Raw genomic sequence first — 20,721 nt, forward strand, 5'->3', positions numbered from 1 at the left:
GCTTCAGGGATCTCGGGGGAGACGTCGATGAGTAGGGGAACTCGGGAGCGGGCCGTGGCGCCGGAGGCGGAGTTCCGCTCCTACTACGGACGTCCCGTGATCAAGAGGCCAATCTGGCACGTACCGCACATGCCGGTCTATCTCTATCTGGGTGGTTTGTCCGGGGCGTCGTCGCTCACGGCGATCATGGCGGGGCTCACCGGGCGCCCTCACCTGGCCCGTACCGCACGGATCGCGGCCGCCGCCGGGGCCGCCCTGGGCACCGGCTTCCTCGTCGCCGAGCTGGGCCGTCCCATGCGGTTCCTCAACATGTTGCGCGTCTTCAAGCCGACCTCCCCGATGAGCGTGGGGTCCTGGATCCTGGCGGCCCAGGGCGGGCTGTCCGCGGTCGCCGCCGCCTCGGCCGTCACGGGGATCCTCCCGGCCGCCGGTGACGCCGCCGCGCTCGCGACCGGCGTGACCGGGCCGCTGACCGCCACGTACACGGCGGTCCTGGTCGCTGACACCGCCGTACCCGCCTGGCACGAGGGGTACCGGGAACTGCCGTTCCTGTTCGCGGGAAGTGCGCTGGCAAGCGCGGGAGCGGTGGGCATGCTGGCGGCGCCCCGGACCGAGGCGGGCCCCGCCCGTGCCGTGGCCCTGATCGGGGCCGCGGTCGAGACCGCCGCCGCATCCGCCCTGGAACACCGGCTCGGGCTGGTCGGTGAGCCGTACCGGCAGGGCAGGGCGGGTCGGCTACTGCGCGCGGCACGCGCGCTGACGGTGGGCGGCGGCCTGCTCACGCTGCTCGCCGGACGCAGCCGGGTCGCGACCGTCGCCTCCGGCCTCTCCCTCACCGCCGGGGCGCTGTGCACCCGGTTCGGTGTGCTGGAGGCGGGCCGAGCCTCCGCCGCCGATCCGAAGTTCACCGTGGTGCCGCAGCGGGAGCGCCTCGACTCCGGAGCGCCCGCCCCGTCCTCCGGCCGATGAGCCCCGCTGCCGATGAGTCCCGTGTCGATGAGCCCCGTTCAGCGCAGCCGCAGGGCGGCGCGGCCGGGGGCGACGAGCTCGCCGACGACCGGAGCGCCGGGAACCTCGCCCGCCACGAGCAGCCCCCCTGAGGTCTGCGCGTCGGCGAGGAGCAGGAGCTCCGCGTCGTCGCAGCGGCCCGGGTCGAGATGGGGCCGCACCCACGCCAGGTTGCGGCGGGTGCCACCGCTCACGTGGCCGTCCCGCACCGCCTCCCTCGCCCCCTCCAGGTACGGCACGGCCGCCACGTCGACCACCGCCGTGAGGCCGCTCGCCCTGGCCAGCTTGTACAGGTGGCCGAGGAGACCGAAGCCGGTCACGTCCGTGGCGCACTCGACCCCGGCGGCGAGCGCCGCCCGTGACGCGTCCCGATTCAACGTGGTCATCGCGTCGATCGCCTGCGGGAAGACGTCGCCGGTCGCCTTGTGCCGGGTGTTCAACACGCCGATGCCGAGCGGCTTGGTGAGGGAGATCGGCAGGCCGGGCCGTCCGCCGTCGATGCGCAGCAGCCGGGCCGGGTCGGCCAGGCCGGTGACGGCCATACCGTACTTGGGCTCCGGGTCGTCCACGCTGTGACCGCCCGCCACGTGGCAGCCCGCCGCCCGCGCGACGTCGAGGCCGCCGCGCAAGACCTCCCTGACGAGCTCCATGGGCAGCGTGTCCCGAGGCCAGCCGAGCAGGTTGACGGCCACCAGCGGCTCACCGCCCACCGCGTACACGTCGGACAGGGCGTTGGTGGCGGCGATCCGCCCCCAGTCGTACGGATCGTCCACGACGGGGGTGAAGAAGTCGGCTGTCGCGACGACCGCCCGGCCGTCCTCGATCCGGACCACGGCGGCGTCGTCCCCGTCGTCCAGCCCGACGAGCAGCTCACCGATGGGGGAGAAAACGTCACCCCGCCGCCTGGTGTGCCCTGGACGGTCGATGAGGCCGGAGACGATGGCCTCCAGCTCTCCGGGCGGGATCTTGCAGGCGCAGCCGCCTCCGTGGGCGTACTGCGTGAGCCGTACGGCCCCGTTCGGGTGTGGCGCTCCGGCAGCCGGGGAGCTTTCCGGGTTCCCGGCGCCTCCCGGGCCGTTCCCCGGGCTGTGCTCGTCGGTCCCCTGGTTGTTCTCCGTGCCGTGTCCCGACGTGGGGGATCCGTGCTCCGTGGTCGTTCCGGTCATGCCGCCTCACCTGGATCGATCTGGACATAAGTGGGAGAGTTCATGGGTGCAGTTCGTGATGCCCCTTACCCGCCTGCCGATACGTTCTCCCCTGGAGGTGTCTGGGCGCCTGGTGGCCCCCACGATCTTCAAAATCGTTGAGGTCGAGAATCTCGGCCTGGCGGGTTCGATTCCCGTCCGCCTCCGCTACCAGGCAAGGTACTCCGGAAGCCATGTCCGCTGATCACATTTCCCCGCAGAAGTGATCTTCTCGGAGGCCCGATGGGAACAAATGGGGAACATCGCGTCACGGCCGTGTTCCTGTGATTCCGTCCGTCCCGTGAGGAGCGCCACGACTCTCTCGGCTGCGTCATCACGACGCGGGCGGCAAGCTCGTCGAGAGACCCGACGACGAACCCCAACCCGAGGCAGCCTAAAAGATCTTGATCCCAGGTCTTGACTATTGCTCCCGCCGATCGTGAATTCCTTCAACGCAGGAAAATGGGTACAAACCTCGCCGGATTCGGTGCAAGGCTGAGCGCGTGAACCATACGCACACCGTGGTCCTGGTCGAGGGGATCAGTGATGAGTCGGCCATCAAAGCGTTGGCCGAGCGCCGGGGCCGAAACCTCGCGGCCGAAGGAATCTCCCTCGTGGCGATGGGCGGTGCCACGAACATCTGGACGTATATCGGCAAGTTCGGCCCTCCTGGTCGCAATCTCCGGCTGGCCGGTCTGTGTGACGCCGGCGAAGAAGGCGCCTTCCGGAGGAGTCTCGAGCGCGCTGGCCTTGGATCCAATCTCAACAGAAGCGATCTGGAGGCGCTCGGATTCTTCGTGTGCGTGGCTGACCTGGAAGACGAGCTGATCCGGGCCCTCGGCACCGCCACGGTTGAACGCGTCGTCGATGCCGAGGGCGAGCTCAGGTCATTTCGCACACTCCAGAAGCAACCCACATGGCGCGGGCGCAGCGCTCACGACCAGCTGCGCCGGTTCATGGGATCAGGCAGCGGCCGCAAGATCCGCTACTCAGGCCCGCTCGTCGCGGCACTGGAGCTCGATCGCGTGCCGCGACCGCTCGACGGACTGCTGGCCCACCTATGAGGCTCCTCACGCACGGGGACGAGCCGATCTGCCAAGGGGCTACGCCAGGCAATGACCTTGCCGACCTCTTCGACGGCCGCCACGCGCCGCTCGACGAACGCAGCTGAGGCGAGCCTGTTCCTGAATGAGGGCCTGACGTCACACCGTTCCGCCATGTGTAGGGGGCCCGGGTGGACGCCTACAGCCGCGGCCAGCGCTTCATCGCTGACGTACCCCCCAATCGGATTCCGGATACAGCAGCCCCGGTGCGTGGCTAGGCTCGGGCGCCGTGACAGATGAGACGCAGGTGACTTATCTATGGCATGAGGCGCCCGTCCCTCCAGATCTGCCGGTGGCGAAAGTTCACGGCTACCTGGTGTGTCCGTCCAGCGGGCGGGTGCTGATCCAGGACGTCGGCGGGACGATGGGTCTGCCCGGGGGAACACCCGAACCTGAGGATGAGGATTTCGCAGAGACGTTCGTCCGTGAGGCGATGGAGGAAAACGACGTTCAGGTCGGGCCGGTCGTCTACCTCGGGTATCAGGAGGTCCGTGAGCCTGGCCGACCGCCGTACGCGCAGGTCCGCATGGCAGGCGTGATTCGCGCTTTCGACCCGCCTTGCCCTGACCCCGACAGCAACGGGCACATCTGCCGCAGGCTCATGGTGCCGTTGCAAGACGCTGCCGACGTGCTCGGCTGGGGCGAACCCGCAGCGGCGCAGGCGCAGGCAGCCGCGCGGGTGGCGGAGTCCGAGTGGGGGCTGCCCGTGGACAGCCCCGCAGCGGCCGGGTACGTCGACTCGGACTAGCCGCGCCCGAGCGCGTTTCACTGTGCACCTCCAACAGGAAGGACGAACGGAACGTGCGGATGACGATGATCGGGTGTGGCCATCTGGGTGCCACCCATGCGGCGTCGATGGCGGAGATCGGCCACGACGTCGTGGGCGTGGACATCGACCCCGGAAAGATCGCCACGCTGAACTCCGGGCGGGCGTGGTTCCACGAGCCCGAGCTGGACGAGATGCTGGCCCGGCACGTGGCCAGCGGGCGGCTGCGGTTCACCACCGACTTCGCCGAGGCCGGAGCGTTCGGCGACATGCACTTCGTCGGCGTGGCCACGCCGGGGATGGCCGACCGCGACGACTACGACCTGACGCAGCTGTACGCGGCGGTGTCCGCGCTGGCGCCGCACCTGAACCGGCCATGCGTGATCGTCGGCAAGAGCACGGTGTCGGTCGGGACGACAGCGGCCGTGCAGGAGCTGGTCCGCGAGCTCGCCCCGGCCGGGGATCAGGTGGAGGTGATCTGGAATCCCGAGTTCCTCCGTGAGGGCCACGCCGTACAGGACACGCTCCGCCCGGACCGGATCGTCGTCGGCGTCACCTCGCCCGAGGCCGAGCGGATGATCCGCGACGCGTACAAGCCGATCACCGATGCCGGAGTGCCCCTGGTGGTCACCGACCCTGCCACCTGCGAGCTGGTCAAGGGCGCCGCGAACGCGTTCCTGACGATGAAGATCTCCTTCATCAACGCGGTGGCCGACCTGTGCGAAGTCGCCGGCGGTGACGTCGCGCACCTGGCCGACGCCGTCGGCCTGGACCCGCGAATCGGCCGCGCATTCCTGGACGCCGGGCTCGGCTACGGCGGCGGCTGCCTCCCCAAGGACGGCCGTGCGTTCGCGGCCCGCGCCCGCGACCTCGGCGTGGACGAAGCCGTCGAGTTGCTGGGCATCGTCGACCAGATCAACGCCTCCCGCCGGGACCGCGTGGTCACCATGGCCAGTAAGGCGTGCGGCGGCACCCTCGCCGGGAAGCGGGTCGGCGTGTGGGGTGCCTCCTTCAAGACCGGCACGGACGACATCAGGGACTCGCCCGCTCTGGACGTTGCCGCGCGCATGCACGCCCAGGGCGCGCTGATCACGGTGTACGACCCGATGGCCATCGACACCGCCCGGGCCGCGCACCCCGAACTCGGGTACGCGGCCGACCCGGTCGCCGCGGTCGCCGACGCCAACGTGCTGCTGGTGATGACCGCCTGGCCGGAGTTCCGCGGCATCCACCCGCAGACGGTGGCCGAAGCGGTAGCCCAGCGGGTGGTGATCGACGCCCGTAACGCCCTACACGACGGGTGGTGGGCCGAAGCCGGATGGACGGTCCACCGGATCGGCCGCAGGTAGCCAGCCCATCACGGACGCTGACCGACGTTCACGGCGGCCTGCACGGTCGCCGTGAACTGGAGACGAGCGCCGCTCCGGGGGGGCCTGGAGGTCAGGCGTGATCGGCGCAGCAGGGCGTGGGATTGGGGATCTCGGCGGGGGTCAGGCACCCGCCGGACGCGGGCATGGTGACCAACGTCATCAGGCCGTCGCGCCACTCCGGCCGGACGTGGTCGTTGGTGACCACGTCCGTGTCCGCGTCCGGCTCGTCAGCCTGGGCCAGTACGACCACCCGGTCGATGGCCGAGCGGGCGAGGACCTCGCGCACGGGCAGCGTCCCGGTCAGTTCGTCCTGGCCGGGGAAGAGGACGATCCTGCCCGTCCTCCCGGCCGCGTGCTCCGCCGCGGCGAGCGCCGCGCCCTCCGCGTCCGGGCCGGTACGGCTCTCGCCCAGCGCGGCGGACACGCCATCGGGCAGGAGGGACAGGTCGGCGTCTCCTTCCAGCGTGACCGAGCAGGCCACGTGGGGGAGCGCCCCGGTCCTGACGAAGTGCGTGCAGCCGATCACGGCGGACGGCAGGCCGAGCGCCTCCACCACGGAGTGGAGAAGACGCTCGGCCTCGGCGACCGTACGTGATCCCGAGTCGACACCGAGGATCATCGGCGCGGCAGGATCCAGATCGGGTTGGTGTAGAACCACAGGTCGCTCCACGGGTCGGCGTCGCCGAAAACGTCGATCGCCGGACCGTTGGGGTCGACGGACGCCCCGAGCAGGCCGGGGGCGGAGCGCTTGCCGTCGGTGCCGCGGAGCCGTACGTAGATGGGCCGGTCGACGGCGCCCACCTGGTAGGTGAACGTGACGGTGCCGCTGTTCTTGCCGACCTCGAAGGACTGCACGACCTTCGTGTTCGGCGTGGTGAACGCGTCCTGGTCCGACACCGGGCCGGTCACGTCGCCCTGGATCACGTCGACGCGGGCCAGGGTCGGCACGACCTGCGCCCAGTTCGGGGTGTTCGCCAGCGTGATCTGGATGGAGACCTCGGCCTTCGCGCCCTTGCGTACGTACAGGGTGTCTCCGAGGGTGACACCGTGGTTGCCCTGCGCCCGGGCACGTACGACCAGGTCGCTGATCAGGCCACCGTGGTCGACCCAGATCCGGCCCTGGCGGATGCCCTCCATGACGGCGCCGTAGGAGAAGTCGGCCGCCCCAACGTGGGTGCGGCTGTAGTACCCCGGCCAGAAGTCGCCGTTGGTCAGGTTCGGGACACCCTTGTAGATCGGGTCCTCGTACCTGCCGTTGGCGTTGAAGTCGCCGCCGGGACCGCGGTCGGTGGTGTCGCCGTAGATCGTGTGCGCGTCGGAGTTGGCGGTGATCCACCATCCCCTGCCCTCGGCGAGCAGGCTGTCCCACAGGCCGCCGACCGTCGCGGTCATCCAGTCGAAGCCGCCGAAGGTCTTGTAACTCTCGGCCGGGTAGCCGGGGAAGGAGTCGGCGCTGGGGCCGTTGTCGTAGTAGCCGCGGCCGGAGCCGGGGCCGTACGGCTTGGCGATGCCCGCCGCCTGGTGGCCGGGCGCGCCCTCCATGCCCACGGCGATGCCCGGCTGGGTGTCGTGCCAGCCGCGGATCTCGTGCGGCGAGTCGATGCCCTTGCGCGAGGGGTGGTTCGCGAGGAACAGCGCGTCGGGAACGCGGCGCCGCTTGACGGCGTCCGCGAGGAAGTTCAGGCCCGAGATGGCGAGGGCCTCGTTCTGCGGGGTTCCGGTGGTGGCGCCCTTGACCACGCCGTCGAAGGAGTTCTCGAACTCCTTGAGCGTGGCGACCTCGCCCTTGCCCGGCGCGACGAAGACCGTGCCGTGCTCGGCCGCCGGGATGTTCCACTCCAGGCCCTGGAAGACGAGGGTCTCCTTGACCGCTTCCCGGGCGGCGACGATGTCGGGGTTGACCTTCTCCACGCCGATCTTCGCGTGGGCCACGCTGCCGTGGTCGGTGATGACCATCCAGTCCAGCCCGTACGCGTTGGCGTGGCGTACCTGGTCGATGACCTTGTACATGCCGTCGGAGCTGTACTGGGTGTGGATGTGGTGGTCGCCCGCGAGCCAGAGGTAGCCGTCCCTTCGCTCGGGACCGCTGCGCGAGCTGGCCGCGGCCGCGGCCGCGGTGGCCGGCGACATGGCGCCGAGGACGCCGGCGGCGGTGAGCCCGGCGCCGAGGAGTCCGGCGCGGCGGAACATCTGGCGCCGGGAGAGGTCGCGCGGCGACAGCTCCCCGTCCGGAATCGACATGTCGGCCGCGGGAGCGACGTCGCCGCCGTCGTGGCCATGGTGGTGGTGATCGTGATGGTGGTCGTGGGTGTGGGGGTGCCCGTGACCCATAGCGTGCCCTTTCTCTCCGCCGGAGCAGAGATCGCGCTCCGGCTACGCAGGGCACCATTTCGGAATCGGACAAACCAGAAGTGAACGGTGTACACCGTGCGGTGGTCGGTTGCCTGTATGGTCTAGGGCTCTGGCCGTCCAATGGGCGCATCGCCCGTTCTGATGCGGGGGTGCTGGTCACAGTGGCGGCGGGCGCGCGGGGAGGCCGGCCATGCGGGATGTCTCACTGTGAGTTCGACCGCTCGCGTGTCTGTCTGCGGGATCCGGTGCGGGTACGGAACGGCGCGGCGGGCGTCCCTGACGAGAAACACGGGGGTAACAGAAGGTTGGATTCAGCCCACGATAAAGGGCACACCTGGAGGTGGTGTGGCGGGACTTCGGTGGTGGCGGGCGCGTAGTAGCGGCCGCATCTCCGATGCCGGGTTGGTCGCGACCAGCCCGGGCTGCAGGCGCGTGTCGGGATCTACGGCTGCCAGCGGGCCGCGGTCTGGCGTCGATAGCTGCGTGCGAAACCGTGCAGCAGGATGAACCGGGGCACCGCCGGGACCTGCCGGACGACGACCTGGTAGCCCTCGGGGTCGATGCCGTCGAGCAGCCAGTGCCCCTCGATCCCGAGCCGGCGGAAGGACTTGGGCTTGACGTTGTACGCCTGGTCCCAGGTGTGCCACTCGGCCTGCGTGATGCTCGCCGACACCACCGGCATGGCCTCGGCGACCTCGCGTTCCAGATGGGGCACCAACACGCCTGTCAGTGCTTCCAGCGCCGCGACGAGCCGGGAGCGCGCCTCGTCGGTCGTCGTCGCCGCGTACCGCCGCCCGGCGGTCGTCAACGTCACGATCGCCGGGGCGATCCGACGGTGATCGGCGTCCAGGGAGTCGAGCAGCGGGCCCGCGGCCGGGTTGCGTCGGCGCACCAGCGGCCAGAGGCCCTCGTCCTCGCCGGTGTGGTGCGCGTGCAGGAGCCCCATCAGCCACATCACGTGCTCGCCGAGCGCGCGCCGCTGCCGGCCCTGCGGATACGGCTTGGTGGTCAGCGCCGCATGTGAGCGGTCCAGGTCGCGGCGTAGCGCGCCATGCACGATCCCCATTATTCGCGTGTCCGCCGGGGCCGAACTCGGTCCCATCTCGCCTCCCACTGGCGTTTCCGAAGAGGGTGAACGGCATTGGTGTCACTGCAAGCGTCGAAATCCGGTGCCGGCGGCGCCGTTCAGGAGCGGGTCTCCGGATCCTCAGAAGGGAACCGGTTGGGCGAGCAGTCCCGTGCCACCGTCGCGGCCTGAGAGGATCCGGCAGAACTCGACGGCGTCGAGCGTGATCTCCTCACCGTCGTCGCCGACGACGAAGGTGCCTCCCGCCGGTCCCTCCAGGTGGAGCCGGAAGGGTCTGCCGTGGCGCCGGGCCCACTCGGCGACGACGTCGGCCACGATCCGGCCGTCGTGGCCGGCGGTCAGCCTCAAGGGACGGCCGGTCGCACGGCTGAGGTCGACGCGGTGCATCCAGGTGTCGCGGGTGTAGATGACGTCGTACAGGTAGCCGATCGTCCAGGGCTCCATGACGCCGCCGACGTCGGTCTTGATCGGCATCCGGCGCAGCGGCGCGGGCATCCTGCGCCGGGCACGGGCGGCACGGGGCGCGACGGCGGTGAGCCGTTCGACGAGCTGGGACGTGCTCAGGTGGGCTCGCTCGGCGACCTGGACCTGAGTCATGCCGTCGACGAGGGGACGGTCGCCCGCGGCCTTGCTGCCGGCTCGAAGCTGGTGGACCAATTGGCGCGGCGAGGCGGTGAACTCCATCATGCCCACGACGTGCGCGACCAGCGCCCGCACGTCCCAGGCCGGGCAGTCGGTCTGCCGAGTCCAGTCTTCGGCATCGAATGATCGGACCAGATCGACGAAGCGCGCGTTCTCGGCCGCCGCCAGCACCGCGGCCTCCCGGCGATCGAGTGTGGGTAGCGATTCCATCGCCGTCGAGGTGTCGGGCATCAGCCGAGCCTCCCTTGCGTGCGGTTGCTCATGTGGGCGAAGAACATCTCCATGGCCTCGTCGACCAGCTTGAGCCAGCGATCGCCGCCCGGGTCGTTGGAGATCTGCTGGTCGGCCAGGCCGGTGGTGAGCGCGGTGACCATGTCCAGCGCCTCGGGTGCGGCGATGCCGATCTTCGCCAGGTGCGAGCCCATCGTCCGCAGCGCCTGAACCGCCAGCGCGTAGGACTCGGCGGACGGCTCGAACCCGGGAATCGTGCGCTGGAACATCAACTGGTAGCGCGCCGGATCCTCGACGCAGAACTCGACGAACATCCGGCTGCCGGTCTTGAGGTCGCGCAGTGCGTCACCCGTCAGCGCGAGGCGGGTCACGCGATCCAGGAACTCGCGGCAGCCCTGCGCGTACATGGCGTCGTAGACGGCGTTCTTGGAGTCGAAGTAGGAGTACATCGACGGAGGGCGCATCCCCACCCTGTGGGCCACATCCCGCAGCGTCAGCCCGGCCAGCCCAGCGGCGCGCGCGATGTCCCAAGCCGCTTCGAGAATCTCGGCCTTCGTCCTCTCGTGACGTTCGGCTCTCCTATCTCGAATCGGTTCTCCTAACATGATTAGGACGATCGCACAGAGTTCAGAAACGGTCAAGAGGTGCGGTCCTGGCGGGCCTCGGAAGGTGGTCGTAAATCCGGTCGGTTCAGTGCGGACGGCGGATCATCGCCCACGTGCGCGGACCGCCGCCGGGCAGCTCGACCTCGGCGGTGACCTCGAACCCCAGCCGCCCGTAGAACCGTACGTTCGCCTCGGTGGACGTCTCCAAGAACGCCGGGACTGCGGCCGCGTCACCGTGGGGTGTCGCCGGCGGGAAGTGGCGGGGCGTGCCGGACGGCCGTGCTCGCCGTCGCGGCCAGCGCGGTCACCAGCATGCCGGCGCCGAGGACGAGCATGGTGACGCGAGGTGTGACCACGGTGAGGAGATGGCCCGCCGCCAGGGAGCCCACCGGTATGACACCCCAGCTCAATGTCATGCCCGCGCTGCTGACCCGCCCCAGCATCCCGTTCGGCACCAGTGTCATCTGGTACGTGCCGATCACGATGTTCCACATCGGGCCGACGAAGGAGGTCCCCGCGGCGATCAAACCGGCTACCAGCGGGTGAGGGGCGACCGCGATCAGCGGGAGCAGCACAGCCCAGACCCAGTTGACGCCGATGATCACGGTTCTGGGGCTGAACCGGCGGTGCAGACGGCCGGCGACGACCGCGCCGAGCAGCCCGCCCCCGCCGTAGACGCCCATCATCACACCCGTCTCGGCCGAGGAGGCGCCCAGCTCCTCTGCGAGCACGACGAGCACGAGGGCGAGCCCGGCGAAGATCATGTTGCTCGCCGCGACCAGGAGTACGGCGGCGCGGATCAGCGGGTGCCCCCAGAGCCACCGCAGGCCCGCCGTGGTGTCGTGCCAGAATGATCCGGGCCGCTCCGCGCGCTCGCCTCGCAGGTCGGACCGAACGAACAGCAGGGCGAACGCGGCGACCAGATAGGAAAGGGCGCTCGCCAGGAACGGGACGGCCTGGCCGACGCCAAACAGAGCGCCGCCGACGGGAGGGCCGGCGAGACCGGCGCCGCGGGTCTTGGCCTCGTTCTGCGCGATCGCGGCGGGCAGGAGCACGGCGGGCACGATTTGCGGCAGGGCGGCTTCCTCGGCGAGGCCGTAGAAGACGAAGCAGACGCCCTGGACGAACGCGGCGATCACCAGATGGGGCAGCGTGAGGACGCCGAGCCACCACGCGACGCAGATGCTCGCGAGAGCGGCCCCCGCGCTGAGCTGGCCGGCCAGCATGACGCGGCGGCGGTCCCAGCGATCGACCAGCGTGCCGGCGAGGAGGTTCGCCACCAGGTAGGGGAGGGAGGCCGCGGCGGCCACGACGCCGGCGTCGGCCGCGGACCCCGTGATCGAGAGCACGAGCAGCGGCATGGCCATCGCGCTGACCCGGGAACCCAGGGTGGACACGATCTGGCCGCTCCAGATGACGAGGAAGTCGCGGTTGCGCCACAGGGAGGGCCTGCGGCCCACGGTGGTGGTCATCGTGCCTCGCTGCTTCGGGGGGTGGGGAAGGCATGGAAGATCACCGTGATGTGCCGGGCCCCATCGGGCGCCTGGTCCGGTTCGCGCCGCCACCGGGTGAGCAGCGCAACGTACTCCTCGGTGAAGGCGGCCAGTTCCGCGGCCGTCAGGGTGGTGCCGCCGATCGAGCTGAGTGCCGCGTCGCCGAACGGGCCGAAGTCGTCCTCGTTCGCGAGGAACGCCGCCAGTTCCCGTTCGCCGTGTTCCTGCCACTGCCGGTCGATCTCGGTCGCTGCGGCCTCGGCCTCGGCGTTCACCGCGCGGCTCGGCAGCCGCAGGTCCAGTGGGATGGCGCGCCAGAATTTCCGCCGCCCGGCCGAACGATCGACGTCCACCTCGATGAAGCCGAACCGGGAGAGCTGGCGCAGGTGGTAGCTCGTGGCGCCGCGATCCTCATCGAACTCGGCGGCGAGGGTCGCGGAGGTCGCCGGGCCGTATCGCTGCAGGTGGGTGAGCAGGCGCTGGCGCAGCGGATGTGCCAGCGCCTTCAACGCCTCCGGATCGGACAACTGTCTCCGCTGGATCTCCGTCATGTTGAGAAGATATCAATGCAAAGATTCCTTCTCAACATTTCTTCGCAGAGACGCCGATGCGGGCTTGTGCCGCCAAATTTCACGAAGATCCATATGAGAGGGGGGTAAGTCGGCAAAATGGCAGGTCCTGCTTGCCGCGCCGATCAGTCGTCGTCGGGGCAGAGGACGTGCCGGAGATAGAAGTCCGGCTTGGCCAGGTAGCGCCGCCAGTGGTCCACCACCTGCAGGTTCTCCCACTCGGCGATGCGGATCCCGTCGTCGTCGAGCTCCAGGATCTGCGCGCCGGGGAGGCTGGCCAGGATCGGCGAGTGCGTGGCGCACACGATCTGCCCACCATCCCTGGCCACGCGGTCCATGAGGCCGATCAGCCGAAGGCACGAGGTGAACGACAGGGCGGCCTCGGGCTCGTCCATCAGATAGAGCCCCGGTCCGGCCACCATGCGGTCCAGGACCGTGAAGAAGCCCTCTCCGTGCGCACGGCCGGGAGGGTGAACGGCCATTCCTCCGGTACACGACCGGGAACGCGCAGGCGGCTGAGCAGCACGCGCTACCTCCTCACGGCGATGTCCCGCGGATCACACGACCATGTGGACCATGTGTGGACCATGTGACTGTGACGTCGAGGCGGCGAGGCCGTCCTCACAGGCCCACCCACAGAACGCCCGCACGACAGGTGATCGTGCGGGCTCGACCGTCTGAGAACGCATCCTCCCCGATGCCGCCGGCGCGACCAAGGATCACCAGGGATCGACCGTGTCCGCCGCACTCCAGGCCTACGCCGCCATGGCCCAGGCCGCGGACAAACCGCGTACGCGACACGAGTGGCCGGTAGCGGACGCCCCGATCATCGGCTCAGCGGGCGGCTCCGAACCACCGCTCCAGCGCCGCGCGGAGCGCCGCTCGGTCCCGCGAACCGGGGTTGGGGGATACCGAGGCCCATGCGACGTAGCAGTCCGGCCGCAGCAGCAGGGCGCCGGCCGGGGAGTCATCGCACCTCGCGGTGACGGCGTCCACCCGGTCCTGCCAGCCGGACAGCTCCATGGCGAGTGACGCGTCCGTGGTCAGGTCCAGCAGCAGCGGCCGGGCGTTCTCGGTCAGCTCGGCCAGCCGGACCGGACCGTTCCCGGTGTCCAGCGAGAGGTCGGGCGCCCACCGGCCGACGAGGGGATGCGCGTCGCCGGATCCCGGGTCGTAGCGGATGTCCGCTCCCGCCATCAGGTCCGCGATGCGCTGGACGTTTCGCCGGTCGGCGAGTAACTCCGTGAACAGCTCACGCAGTGCGGTGACCTCGGTGCCGGGGGCGACCAGAGCCGACTGGGCCTGCGTCTGCATGATCACCCGCTCGGCGGCCGGCCGCCGCTCGCGTTCGTAGGTGTCCAGCAGCCCGGGCGGGGCCCAGCCGTGGATCTCGGCGGCGAGCTTCCAGCCCAGGTTGACGGTGTCCTGCAGGCCCAGGTTGAGCCCGGGCCCACCCATCGCCGAGTGCACGTGGGCGGCGTCGCCGACCAGCAGCACCCTGCCGTCGCGGAACCGGTCGGCGAGCCGGGTGTTGCCGCCGACCTGCCGGCGCACCATGTGCGGTCCCGGCCCCTCGGGCGGGTCGATCGGCAGATCCGCCCCCAGCACCCGGCGTACGCTCTGGCGCAGTTCGTCGAGGGTCAGGGGCCCGTCACCGGCCTCGCCCGGGTCCCACTCCGTCGTACTCACCAGCGGAGGGCGGGAGGGGAACGGCGCGTACACGAACAGGCCGCGTTCGGTGCGATGGTGCCTGAACGGCGGGACGAGCCCGTGTCCGGGAACGTTCAGCCCGCCGGTGACCGGATCGACCAGCGAGGACGGCACGACGGCCTGCGCGGTGCGGGAGATGGTGTTGTCCCTGGTCACGCCGGGGAAGCCGATGCCGGCCAGCTTGCGCGTCAGGCTGCGGCCACCGTCCGCCCCGACCAGGTAGCGGGCGCGCAGCCGGTAGGAGCCGGCGGGGCCCGCGACGTCGACGGTGACCGCGTCGGTCTCCTGGGCCAGCCCGGTGAGCTCGTGCCCGCGACGGATCTCCACGCCCAGTTCGACGGCGTGCTCCTCCAGGACCTGCTCGATGCGGCGCTGCGGTACGGGCAGGCTGTAGAGCGGGTTGTCCTCCAGCGTGCTCAGGTCCAGCGGCAGCGCGCCGAACACGAAGGACGGCCCCGGCCGTGGGGGTTCAATGCTGCCGCTGAGGCGGCGGTGCAGGCCCCGGCGGTCGAGCATCCGTACCACCTGGCCGACCAGGCCGTTGGCCCGGTTCTCCTCGGTGCGCTCCGGCAGGCGTTCCAGCACGAGCGGGCGCACTCCGGCCAGGCTCAGCTCGCAGGCGAGCATCAACCCGTTCGGTCCGGCTCCGGCGATGACGACGTCGACGTACATGGCAGTGCTCCTCGGACGGCGGGGAAACAGCGGAAAGCGGCCGGGCGAAGCGCATGGGCGATCGACCCGGCGGCGCGAGGGCACTCGGGTTGGTTTCTCAGACGGTGCGGGGCTCCGCGTCTTCTTTGAGGGGGCTCTGGCGGCCTTCCCGGGAGGTTAAGGAACCGGCAGTCCCATGGAGAGCTGGCGGAGCGCGTCACGGAGTAGTTGATTGATCGGGACGGGCGGGTCCGCGTGCAGCCACTGCTGCATGGACACCCTGATGGCGACTCCCACCGCGCCGGCCACCAGCCGCGGGTAGAGGTCGCGGTCGACGTCGGCGCCCGTGCGCTCGGCGATCGCCGCGGCGAGCTCGGTCTCGGCGGCGGTGGCGGCCTGGAGGAACGCGCCCGTCAGCGCCGGATCGGTCGTCATCAAGCGGACCCCGTCGAGCCACTGCCGGTCGGGCGTGTCCTGGCCCCCGGCACCCTCGGCGCCCTGTCCCTCGGCGCCCTGTCTCAGCGTGAACCGGGCCATCACCGCGTGGGCGATGGCCTCCCACAGCGGTTCCGAAGCCGGACGAGCGCGCAGTTCATCGGCGATCAGCCGGGCCCGGTCGAGATGCCGGGCGGCGATCGCTTCGCCCTTGCTGGAGAAGTAGTTGTTGAAAGTGCGTGGGGAGACGCCGGCCTCGGCCGCGATGTCCTCCACACGGACGTTGTCCAGCCCGCGCTCCACGGCGAGGCGAATCGCGGCCCAGCTCAGCGCGATGCGGGTCTCCTGCTTCTTGCGCTCGCGCAGCCCCAGGCGCTCACCTTCTGTGCCCATGATCAAGACTCTAGCAGTTCTTGCGTGTTCCGCAAATATGCGCGTCCCGTAAATGTGCGGACTGCGCAATGAATGCTCGCCCAAAAGCTTGCGCAACAAGCGGTGCGTTTAGGGGTGCCCAACAGGCATGGTTGATCATGGTTGAGGCCCGCGTTCCGCCATCCTCGGGAAGGTGTGCCGGATCTCGGTGCACGGGCGGGCTCCCCAACTGGCCGATCAGGGGAGAGGCGCCGCCCCGCCGCCTGTCAGAGGCGGGATATCGTCCAGGGCCACCCAAGGCGCTCCACCTGGGAGGGTATGGAGCGGAGCGGCGTCCAGCCGGGCTTCTCGCACGGTTCGAGCTCGTGGTCGAGCCCCACCGCGGACAGGAGCCGCTCGACCCCCGGTGGGACGTGAGTCAACACGAAGGTGCCGCCCTGCTCCCTGACGTGCTGCTTGATCGGGATCAGGGCGCGCACGCCCGCGCAGTCCATGAAGGACACATCGCCCATGTCGACCTCGATCTTCGGGACGGACACCTGGTGGATGACGCGGTCGAGCGTGTCCCACAGGATGCCCGTGGTCGTCAGGTCGATCTCACCGTACGGATGGATGACAGCGTGGGGGCCTTCGGTTTCCACCGCGACGTCCAGCCACACCATCACGACCTCCTGTGCGTCGGCTTTGATGAATGCGGGGGTATGCCTCCTTCGTAACAGGGAAGAGTGTGCGCCGCCTCCCCTTCATTCCCCTGAGCTGGTAAAAGCTCGGCCGCTCATCGGCGTAGCCGCACCGCTCATCCACGCTGCCGCGCTTGCTTGCCCGCCCCTCCCCGCTCCGCGTGCCCACGCCGCTCACCGACACCGCTCACCGACACCGCTCAGCCATGCACCTCATCCATGCCCCTCATCCATGCCACGCCGTTCAGGCGAGGAGCGTCCGGAAGAACTCCTTTATGTCGGCGGCGAGCAGGTCGGGAGCCTCCAACGCGGCGAAGTGGCCCCCGCGCTCGAACTCCGACCAGCGCACCACGTTGTGAACCTTGTCGGCGAAGCGGCGGATGGAGAAGTCGGTCGTGAACACCGCGACGGCGGTCGGCACGGTGGAGCGCTCCTTCGGCGCCCACATGCTCGGATCGTTGAACCGCTCGTAGTACGTGTGCGCGGCCGAGCCGGCCGTACGGGTGAACCAGTAGACGCTCACGTCGGTGAGGATCCGGTCGCGGTCGACGGCGTCCTCGGGCAGCTCGGCGGCCGGGTCGGTCCACTCGCGGAACTTCTCCACGATCCAGGCGAGCTGCCCGGCGGGGGAGTCGAGCAGGGCGTGGGCGATGGTCTGCGGCCGGGTGCCCTGGATCTGCATGTACGCGCCCGACCGATCCTGCCACTCCTTCATCGCCGCCAGCCGGTCACGTTCTGCCCCGGTCAGCGCGGCCATGTCGGCGGGGTCGCCGGTCGGGAAGGTGACCAGGGCATTGGCGTGGACTCCGATCACCCGCTCCGGCGCGGCACGGCCCATCAGAGGAGCGATGAAGGCCCCCACGTCGCCTCCCTGCACGCCGTACCGGTCGTATCCGAGCCGGGCCATCAACTCGGTGAGCGCCGCGGCGGTGCGTCCGTCGGTCCACCCGGTGTCGGGCAGCGGCCCGGAGAACCCGTAACCCGGGAGCGACGGGATCACCAGGTGGAAGGCGTCGGCGCGGTCGCCGCCGTGCCCCACCGGGTCGGTGAGCGGGCCGATCAGATCGAGGAACTCGACGACGGATCCGGGCCAGCCATGGAGCAGCATCAGCGGGGTGGCGTTCGGCTCGGCGGAGCGTACGTGCAGGAAGTGCACGTCCGTGCCGTCGATCGTGGTGATGAACTGCGGAAGGGCGTTGAGCGCCTTCTCCTGCGCTCGCCAGTCGTACTCGCCGCCCCAGTAGTCGGCGAGGCCGCGCAGGTAGGAGGTCGGAACGCCCCGCTCCCAGCCGGTCCCCGGCAGGTCGGGGGTCCACCGGGTCCGGGCCAGTCGCTCACGCAGATCGTCGAGATCGTCCTGCGGGATCTCGATGCGGTATGGGCGGATCTCGGTGTCGTCGGAGGCCGGTCGAGGGGCGGTCATGTCGCTGTTCGTCATGAGTTGATCGTATGAACCATTGGTGTCAAGTTCTGGCACCAATTGTGCGGCACGATGGAGCACATGCTCGAGACGTCCGCCCGCCTGCTTCGCCTGCTATCCCTCCTCCAGTCACGCGGCGACTGGACCGGCGCCGAACTCGCCGAGCGGCTCAGTGTCGGCCTGCGGACCGTACGGCGTGACATCGACCGGCTGCGCGACCTCGGCTATCCGGTGGACGCCACGCCGGGTGTCGCGGGCGGGTACCGGCTCGCGGTGGGGGCGTCCCTGCCGCCGCTGCTGCTCGACGATGAGGAGGCGGTGGCGATGGCGATCGGGCTGCGCACGGCCGTGACCGGCGGCGTGGCCGGGTTGGAGGAGAGCGCGGTTAGCGCGCTGGCCAAGCTGGAACACCTGCTTCCGCGCCGCCTCCGGCACCGGGTGACCGCCTTCCTGGCGACGACCGTGCCGCTGGTCGGACCGGGTTCGGCCACCGAGGCAGTGGACCCCGAGTTGCTGACCGCGGTCGCCGCGGCTTGCCGGGACCAGCGCCGGCTGCGACTGCGCTATCCGGGGCGCGACGGCGTCACCGTCCGGAATATCGAGCCGCACCGGCTGGTCCACACACCGCGCCGCTGGTACCTGCTGGCGTGGGACGTGGACCGCGCCGACTGGCGGACCTTCCGCCTCGACCGGATCGAGGGACCGCCGGGGCCGCCAGGCGCCCGATTCGTGCCGCGCACCCCTCCATCTGACGACGTGGTCGCATATGTGTCGCAGTCCATTTCGTCCGCGCCATACCGCTACCGGGCACGCATCCTCTTCCACGCGCCGATCGACACCGTGGCCCAGCGCTGCTCGCCGGCGGCGGGACGGCTGGAGGCCCGTGACGCGGGCTCCTGTGTGTTCCACACCGGGGCCGACTCGCTGGACGAGCTGGCGCTCCACGTCGCGGTCAAGGGCTTCGAGTTCCAGGTCCTCGACCCGCCCGAGCTCGTCCCGGTGCTCCGTACCCTGTCCGACCGACTCCGCGCCGCTGCCGATGCCGCTTCTGGTGCCGCCTCTGATGCCGCTTCTCGTGCCAATACTGATTCCACTGCTGATTCCACTGCCGAACCCGGGACCCGTAGGCAGGGTTGACCGGTTCCCGCGCCGAAACGGACACCACCGAAGACGCTCGCGATACCCTTGGCGGCCTCCCCGGCCGTACGCCGTGCCCGGCACCGAGACGGCCGCGGGAAGCTCGGCGAGCCGTCCTGCCACGGTGCTCCGTTACTGTCGTTGGTGTCGGTCGGTGATGGGGGCGGCCATGCCTGCCCGCGCGGCGGCCGCGCCCCGTGGCCGATTCGCCCGGCCGGTGCTCGGTCGAGCCCCTGATTCGGAAGGGTGAGAGGTCAATGCGCGGTCTCGGCGAACTCGAAGCCAAGGTCATGGACGTGCTGTGGTCGGCGAGCGAACCGCTGCGGGTCCGCGAGGTGCTCGAACGGCTGCACACTCCCCGCCCGCTGGCCTACACCACCGTCATGACGGTGCTGGACAACCTGCACGGAAAGGGATGGGTCCGGAGGGAGCGCGCCGGCCGGGCCTACGAGTACACCGCCAGCGAGACCCGCGAGGAGGCGGGCGCGAAGCTGCTACGCGACGTGCTCCACTCCAGCGGAGACGCCGAACAGGTGCTGCTGCACTTTGCCCGGTCCGCGACCCCGGAGGAGTCGGACATTCTCCGCCGCGCGCTGGACCGGCGGGGAGGCCGTGGGTGACGCTCGCTCTCGGGCTGCTCATGGCCGCCGTCGTCATCGGTGTTGCGGGTCCGGCCTACCTGTGCATCGCCGTGAAGCCGAGCGTACGGCCGGGGCTCGCCCTGGTCGGCTGGGTCACCTCGATGGCGCTGATGGTCGTCGCGGCCCTGGTGGCGGCGGTGCTGCTCGTGGCACCACACGCGTACGTCCTCGACGGGCTGATCGGGATGAGGCACAGCTGCGTCAACGTCATCCGCGCCAGCGGGGAGGTGGCGTGGGGACACGTCGCACGGTCGGCCGGGGCCGCGGCCGTGTTCGGTGCGGCCGGATGGGTCGCCGTGGTGGCCGCGCGCCTGTCGTGGCACCGCAGGCGGTGGCGGCGGGAACACCTCGCGCTGCTGCGCGCGGTCTGCCGGTGCGAGCGCTCGATCCTCTGGATGGATGAGGACACGCCCGTCGCATACAGCGTCGGCGGTCGGCGCGGCGCCATCGTGGCGACCCGCGGCGTTGCCCGGCTGCGCCCCCGCGAACGCGACGCGATCCTGGCGCACGAGCACGCGCACATGCGCGGCCGGCACCATCTCCTTTTACTGGTCGCGGACGTCATGGCGAAGGCGCTGCCATTCGTGCCGCTGTGCCGCCGCGCGCCGGGTGCCATCAGGGTCCTTGTCGAACTGGCCGCTGACGCGGCTGCCGCGCGCCTGCACGGTCCGGGACCGGTCCGTGCCGGGCTGCTCGCCGTGGTCGGCCACGGCACCCCCAGCACCGCGCTCGCCATGTCGAGGGATGCGGTCGAGGCCCGGCTCCGCTGGCTCGCCGACGAGCGGGTGGCGCTGGGATGGCTGCCAGCACGGGTCGGTTATGCCCTCGCGGCTGTGCTCGCCCTGACGCCCGCGCTCGTCTCGATCGCAATTGTCACGCTCGTGGTGCTGGTCTACTGCCTCGGTGTCCGCCCGGCCTGACGTTCGGTACCGCACAACAGCCGACGGCATACGTACTGCTCGTCTCCCGCAAGGCATGTGCCCAGGCCTGTACCACCGCACCGGACGAGCCTTGTCGGAGTTCGGCGTCGTGGCCGTTTGTCGCCACTGGTCTGCTGGCCATAGTTGATCGCCGCTGGTCACCCTTGGTCGGCATTGGTCAGCGGCCATCGGTGGTGCTCAGCGGTGGTCATTGGCTGCCAGCGTCGGCGGTGGTCGTTGGCGCTGGTCATTGGCGCTGGTCATTGGTGGTTGTCGTTGGTGGTGGTGGTTGTCGTTGGCGGCGTCGACGGTGGCCGTCGGTGGTGGTTGCCGGCGTCGGCGTCG

At 70.3% G+C, this 20,721-nt stretch carries 20 protein-coding genes, 1 tRNA gene and 1 pseudogene; 8 read left to right on the top strand and 14 right to left on the bottom strand.

What is annotated here, in order from left to right; all coding sequences use genetic code 11:
• The first annotated feature begins 27 nt into the window (after window positions 1-27).
• Window positions 28-969 carry an NrfD/PsrC family molybdoenzyme membrane anchor subunit gene (gene nrfD, locus QSK17_RS13090; RefSeq protein WP_285704938.1) on the top strand — a complete coding sequence of 314 codons (942 nt, stop codon included), beginning with the start codon at window positions 28-30 and terminating at the stop codon, window positions 967-969.
• Between the two features lie 38 nt (window positions 970-1,007).
• Here the strand turns inward: nrfD and selD are convergent, their stop codons facing one another.
• On the bottom strand, window positions 1,008-2,174 hold the full coding sequence (gene selD / locus QSK17_RS13095; protein ID WP_285704939.1) for a selenide, water dikinase SelD: 1,167 nt from the start codon (window positions 2,172-2,174) through the stop codon (window positions 1,008-1,010).
• A 93-nt stretch (window positions 2,175-2,267) separates the two neighbouring features.
• On the opposite strand from selD, the gene QSK17_RS13100 reads away from it, so the two are divergent.
• The 4 genes from QSK17_RS13100 (at window position 2,268) to QSK17_RS13115 (ending at window position 5,410) form a co-directional block, all read left to right on the top strand.
• Window positions 2,268-2,360 (top strand) — tRNA-Sec (locus QSK17_RS13100).
• Window positions 2,361-2,695: 335 nt separating this feature from the next.
• Window positions 2,696-3,256, top strand: coding sequence for a TOPRIM nucleotidyl transferase/hydrolase domain-containing protein (locus tag QSK17_RS13105; RefSeq protein ID WP_285704940.1), 561 nt, complete (start codon window positions 2,696-2,698; stop codon window positions 3,254-3,256).
• Window positions 3,257-3,542: 286 nt separating this feature from the next.
• Window positions 3,543-4,043, top strand: coding sequence for an NUDIX hydrolase (locus QSK17_RS13110; protein WP_285704941.1), 501 nt, complete (start codon window positions 3,543-3,545; stop codon window positions 4,041-4,043).
• A 59-nt stretch (window positions 4,044-4,102) separates the two neighbouring features.
• On the top strand, window positions 4,103-5,410 hold the full coding sequence (locus QSK17_RS13115) for a UDP-glucose dehydrogenase family protein (protein ID WP_285705053.1): 1,308 nt from the start codon (window positions 4,103-4,105) through the stop codon (window positions 5,408-5,410).
• Between the two features lie 91 nt (window positions 5,411-5,501).
• Here the strand turns inward: QSK17_RS13115 and QSK17_RS13120 are convergent, their stop codons facing one another.
• From QSK17_RS13120 to QSK17_RS13180, 13 genes and pseudogenes are all read right to left on the bottom strand, one after another.
• On the bottom strand, window positions 5,502-6,050 hold the full coding sequence (locus QSK17_RS13120; protein WP_285704942.1) for a hypothetical protein: 549 nt from the start codon (window positions 6,048-6,050) through the stop codon (window positions 5,502-5,504).
• Window positions 6,047-7,762, bottom strand: a complete 1,716-nt coding sequence (locus tag QSK17_RS13125; protein ID WP_285704943.1) for a PHP domain-containing protein — start codon at window positions 7,760-7,762, stop codon at window positions 6,047-6,049. The genes QSK17_RS13120 and QSK17_RS13125 overlap by 4 nt, the downstream gene beginning before the upstream one ends.
• Window positions 7,763-8,225: 463 nt before the next feature.
• Window positions 8,226-8,849 (bottom strand): hemerythrin domain-containing protein, encoded by a 624-nt coding sequence (locus QSK17_RS13130; protein ID WP_285704944.1) that lies wholly within the window; start codon window positions 8,847-8,849, stop codon window positions 8,226-8,228.
• A 141-nt stretch (window positions 8,850-8,990) separates the two neighbouring features.
• The gene (locus QSK17_RS13135) at window positions 8,991-9,743 is read right to left on the bottom strand and encodes a maleylpyruvate isomerase family mycothiol-dependent enzyme (protein WP_285704945.1); all 753 of its coding nucleotides are present in this window, start codon (window positions 9,741-9,743) and stop codon (window positions 8,991-8,993) included.
• A complete protein-coding gene (locus tag QSK17_RS13140) occupies window positions 9,743-10,348 on the bottom strand; it encodes a TetR/AcrR family transcriptional regulator (RefSeq protein ID WP_285704946.1) in 606 nt (201 codons plus the stop codon). Before QSK17_RS13140 ends, QSK17_RS13135 begins: the two co-directional genes overlap by 1 nt.
• Before the next feature lie 85 nt (window positions 10,349-10,433).
• A pseudogene (locus QSK17_RS13145) lies at window positions 10,434-10,580 on the bottom strand (GNAT family N-acetyltransferase); the annotation flags it as partial.
• Window positions 10,579-11,820 (bottom strand): MFS transporter, encoded by a 1,242-nt coding sequence (locus QSK17_RS13150; RefSeq protein ID WP_285704947.1) that lies wholly within the window; start codon window positions 11,818-11,820, stop codon window positions 10,579-10,581. The pseudogene QSK17_RS13145 and the gene QSK17_RS13150, both read right to left, overlap by 2 nt.
• A complete protein-coding gene (locus QSK17_RS13155; protein WP_285704948.1) occupies window positions 11,817-12,392 on the bottom strand; it encodes a winged helix-turn-helix domain-containing protein in 576 nt (191 codons plus the stop codon). The genes QSK17_RS13150 and QSK17_RS13155 overlap by 4 nt, the downstream gene beginning before the upstream one ends.
• Window positions 12,393-12,535: 143 nt before the next feature.
• Entirely contained in the window at window positions 12,536-12,892 is a 357-nt protein-coding gene (locus tag QSK17_RS13160) for an AAA family ATPase (protein ID WP_285704949.1), read from the bottom strand.
• A gap of 352 nt (window positions 12,893-13,244) precedes the next feature.
• On the bottom strand, window positions 13,245-14,792 hold the full coding sequence (locus QSK17_RS13165) for an FAD-dependent monooxygenase (RefSeq protein WP_285704950.1): 1,548 nt from the start codon (window positions 14,790-14,792) through the stop codon (window positions 13,245-13,247).
• A gap of 156 nt (window positions 14,793-14,948) precedes the next feature.
• Entirely contained in the window at window positions 14,949-15,599 is a 651-nt protein-coding gene (locus QSK17_RS13170) for a TetR/AcrR family transcriptional regulator (RefSeq protein ID WP_285704952.1), read from the bottom strand.
• A gap of 245 nt (window positions 15,600-15,844) precedes the next feature.
• Window positions 15,845-16,240 carry an STAS domain-containing protein gene (locus tag QSK17_RS13175; RefSeq protein WP_285704953.1) on the bottom strand — a complete coding sequence of 132 codons (396 nt, stop codon included), beginning with the start codon at window positions 16,238-16,240 and terminating at the stop codon, window positions 15,845-15,847.
• Between the two features lie 262 nt (window positions 16,241-16,502).
• Window positions 16,503-17,696, bottom strand: a complete 1,194-nt coding sequence (locus tag QSK17_RS13180) for an epoxide hydrolase family protein (RefSeq protein ID WP_285704954.1) — start codon at window positions 17,694-17,696, stop codon at window positions 16,503-16,505.
• Between the two features lie 63 nt (window positions 17,697-17,759).
• On the opposite strand from QSK17_RS13180, the gene QSK17_RS13185 reads away from it, so the two are divergent.
• The 3 genes from QSK17_RS13185 (at window position 17,760) to QSK17_RS13195 (ending at window position 20,376) form a co-directional block, all read left to right on the top strand.
• Window positions 17,760-18,815, top strand: coding sequence for a helix-turn-helix transcriptional regulator (locus tag QSK17_RS13185; protein WP_285704955.1), 1,056 nt, complete (start codon window positions 17,760-17,762; stop codon window positions 18,813-18,815).
• Window positions 18,816-19,072: 257 nt separating this feature from the next.
• The gene (locus QSK17_RS13190; protein WP_285704956.1) at window positions 19,073-19,435 is read left to right on the top strand and encodes a BlaI/MecI/CopY family transcriptional regulator; all 363 of its coding nucleotides are present in this window, start codon (window positions 19,073-19,075) and stop codon (window positions 19,433-19,435) included.
• Entirely contained in the window at window positions 19,432-20,376 is a 945-nt protein-coding gene (locus QSK17_RS13195; protein WP_285704957.1) for a M56 family metallopeptidase, read from the top strand. The genes QSK17_RS13190 and QSK17_RS13195 overlap by 4 nt, the downstream gene beginning before the upstream one ends.
• Window positions 20,377-20,721 lie beyond the last annotated feature (345 nt).

Origin of the sequence: Microtetraspora sp. NBRC 16547 (assembly GCF_030268965.1) — a bacterium.
GTDB lineage: Bacteria > Actinomycetota > Actinomycetes > Streptosporangiales > Streptosporangiaceae > Microtetraspora.

Coding starts and splice junctions, on each gene's coding strand:
- QSK17_RS13170 (WP_285704952.1), bottom strand. CDS start 15,599: ATGGGCACAGAAGGTGAGCGCCTGGGGCTGCGCGAGCGCAAGAAGCAG.
- QSK17_RS13125 (WP_285704943.1), bottom strand. CDS start 7,762: ATGGGTCACGGGCACCCCCACACCCACGACCACCATCACGATCACCAC.
- QSK17_RS13120 (WP_285704942.1), bottom strand. CDS start 6,050: ATGATCCTCGGTGTCGACTCGGGATCACGTACGGTCGCCGAGGCCGAG.
- QSK17_RS13190 (WP_285704956.1), top strand. CDS start 19,073: ATGCGCGGTCTCGGCGAACTCGAAGCCAAGGTCATGGACGTGCTGTGG.
- QSK17_RS13160 (WP_285704949.1), bottom strand. CDS start 12,892: ATGGCCGTTCACCCTCCCGGCCGTGCGCACGGAGAGGGCTTCTTCACG.
- QSK17_RS13130 (WP_285704944.1), bottom strand. CDS start 8,849: ATGGGGATCGTGCATGGCGCGCTACGCCGCGACCTGGACCGCTCACAT.
- QSK17_RS13180 (WP_285704954.1), bottom strand. CDS start 17,696: ATGACGAACAGCGACATGACCGCCCCTCGACCGGCCTCCGACGACACC.
- QSK17_RS13150 (WP_285704947.1), bottom strand. CDS start 11,820: ATGACCACCACCGTGGGCCGCAGGCCCTCCCTGTGGCGCAACCGCGAC.
- QSK17_RS13115 (WP_285705053.1), top strand. CDS start 4,103: ATGACGATGATCGGGTGTGGCCATCTGGGTGCCACCCATGCGGCGTCG.
- nrfD (WP_285704938.1), top strand. CDS start 28: ATGAGTAGGGGAACTCGGGAGCGGGCCGTGGCGCCGGAGGCGGAGTTC.
- QSK17_RS13135 (WP_285704945.1), bottom strand. CDS start 9,743: ATGCCCGACACCTCGACGGCGATGGAATCGCTACCCACACTCGATCGC.
- QSK17_RS13185 (WP_285704955.1), top strand. CDS start 17,760: ATGCTCGAGACGTCCGCCCGCCTGCTTCGCCTGCTATCCCTCCTCCAG.
- QSK17_RS13140 (WP_285704946.1), bottom strand. CDS start 10,348: ATGTTAGGAGAACCGATTCGAGATAGGAGAGCCGAACGTCACGAGAGG.
- selD (WP_285704939.1), bottom strand. CDS start 2,174: ATGACCGGAACGACCACGGAGCACGGATCCCCCACGTCGGGACACGGC.
- QSK17_RS13155 (WP_285704948.1), bottom strand. CDS start 12,392: ATGACGGAGATCCAGCGGAGACAGTTGTCCGATCCGGAGGCGTTGAAG.
- QSK17_RS13175 (WP_285704953.1), bottom strand. CDS start 16,240: ATGGTGTGGCTGGACGTCGCGGTGGAAACCGAAGGCCCCCACGCTGTC.
- QSK17_RS13165 (WP_285704950.1), bottom strand. CDS start 14,792: ATGTACGTCGACGTCGTCATCGCCGGAGCCGGACCGAACGGGTTGATG.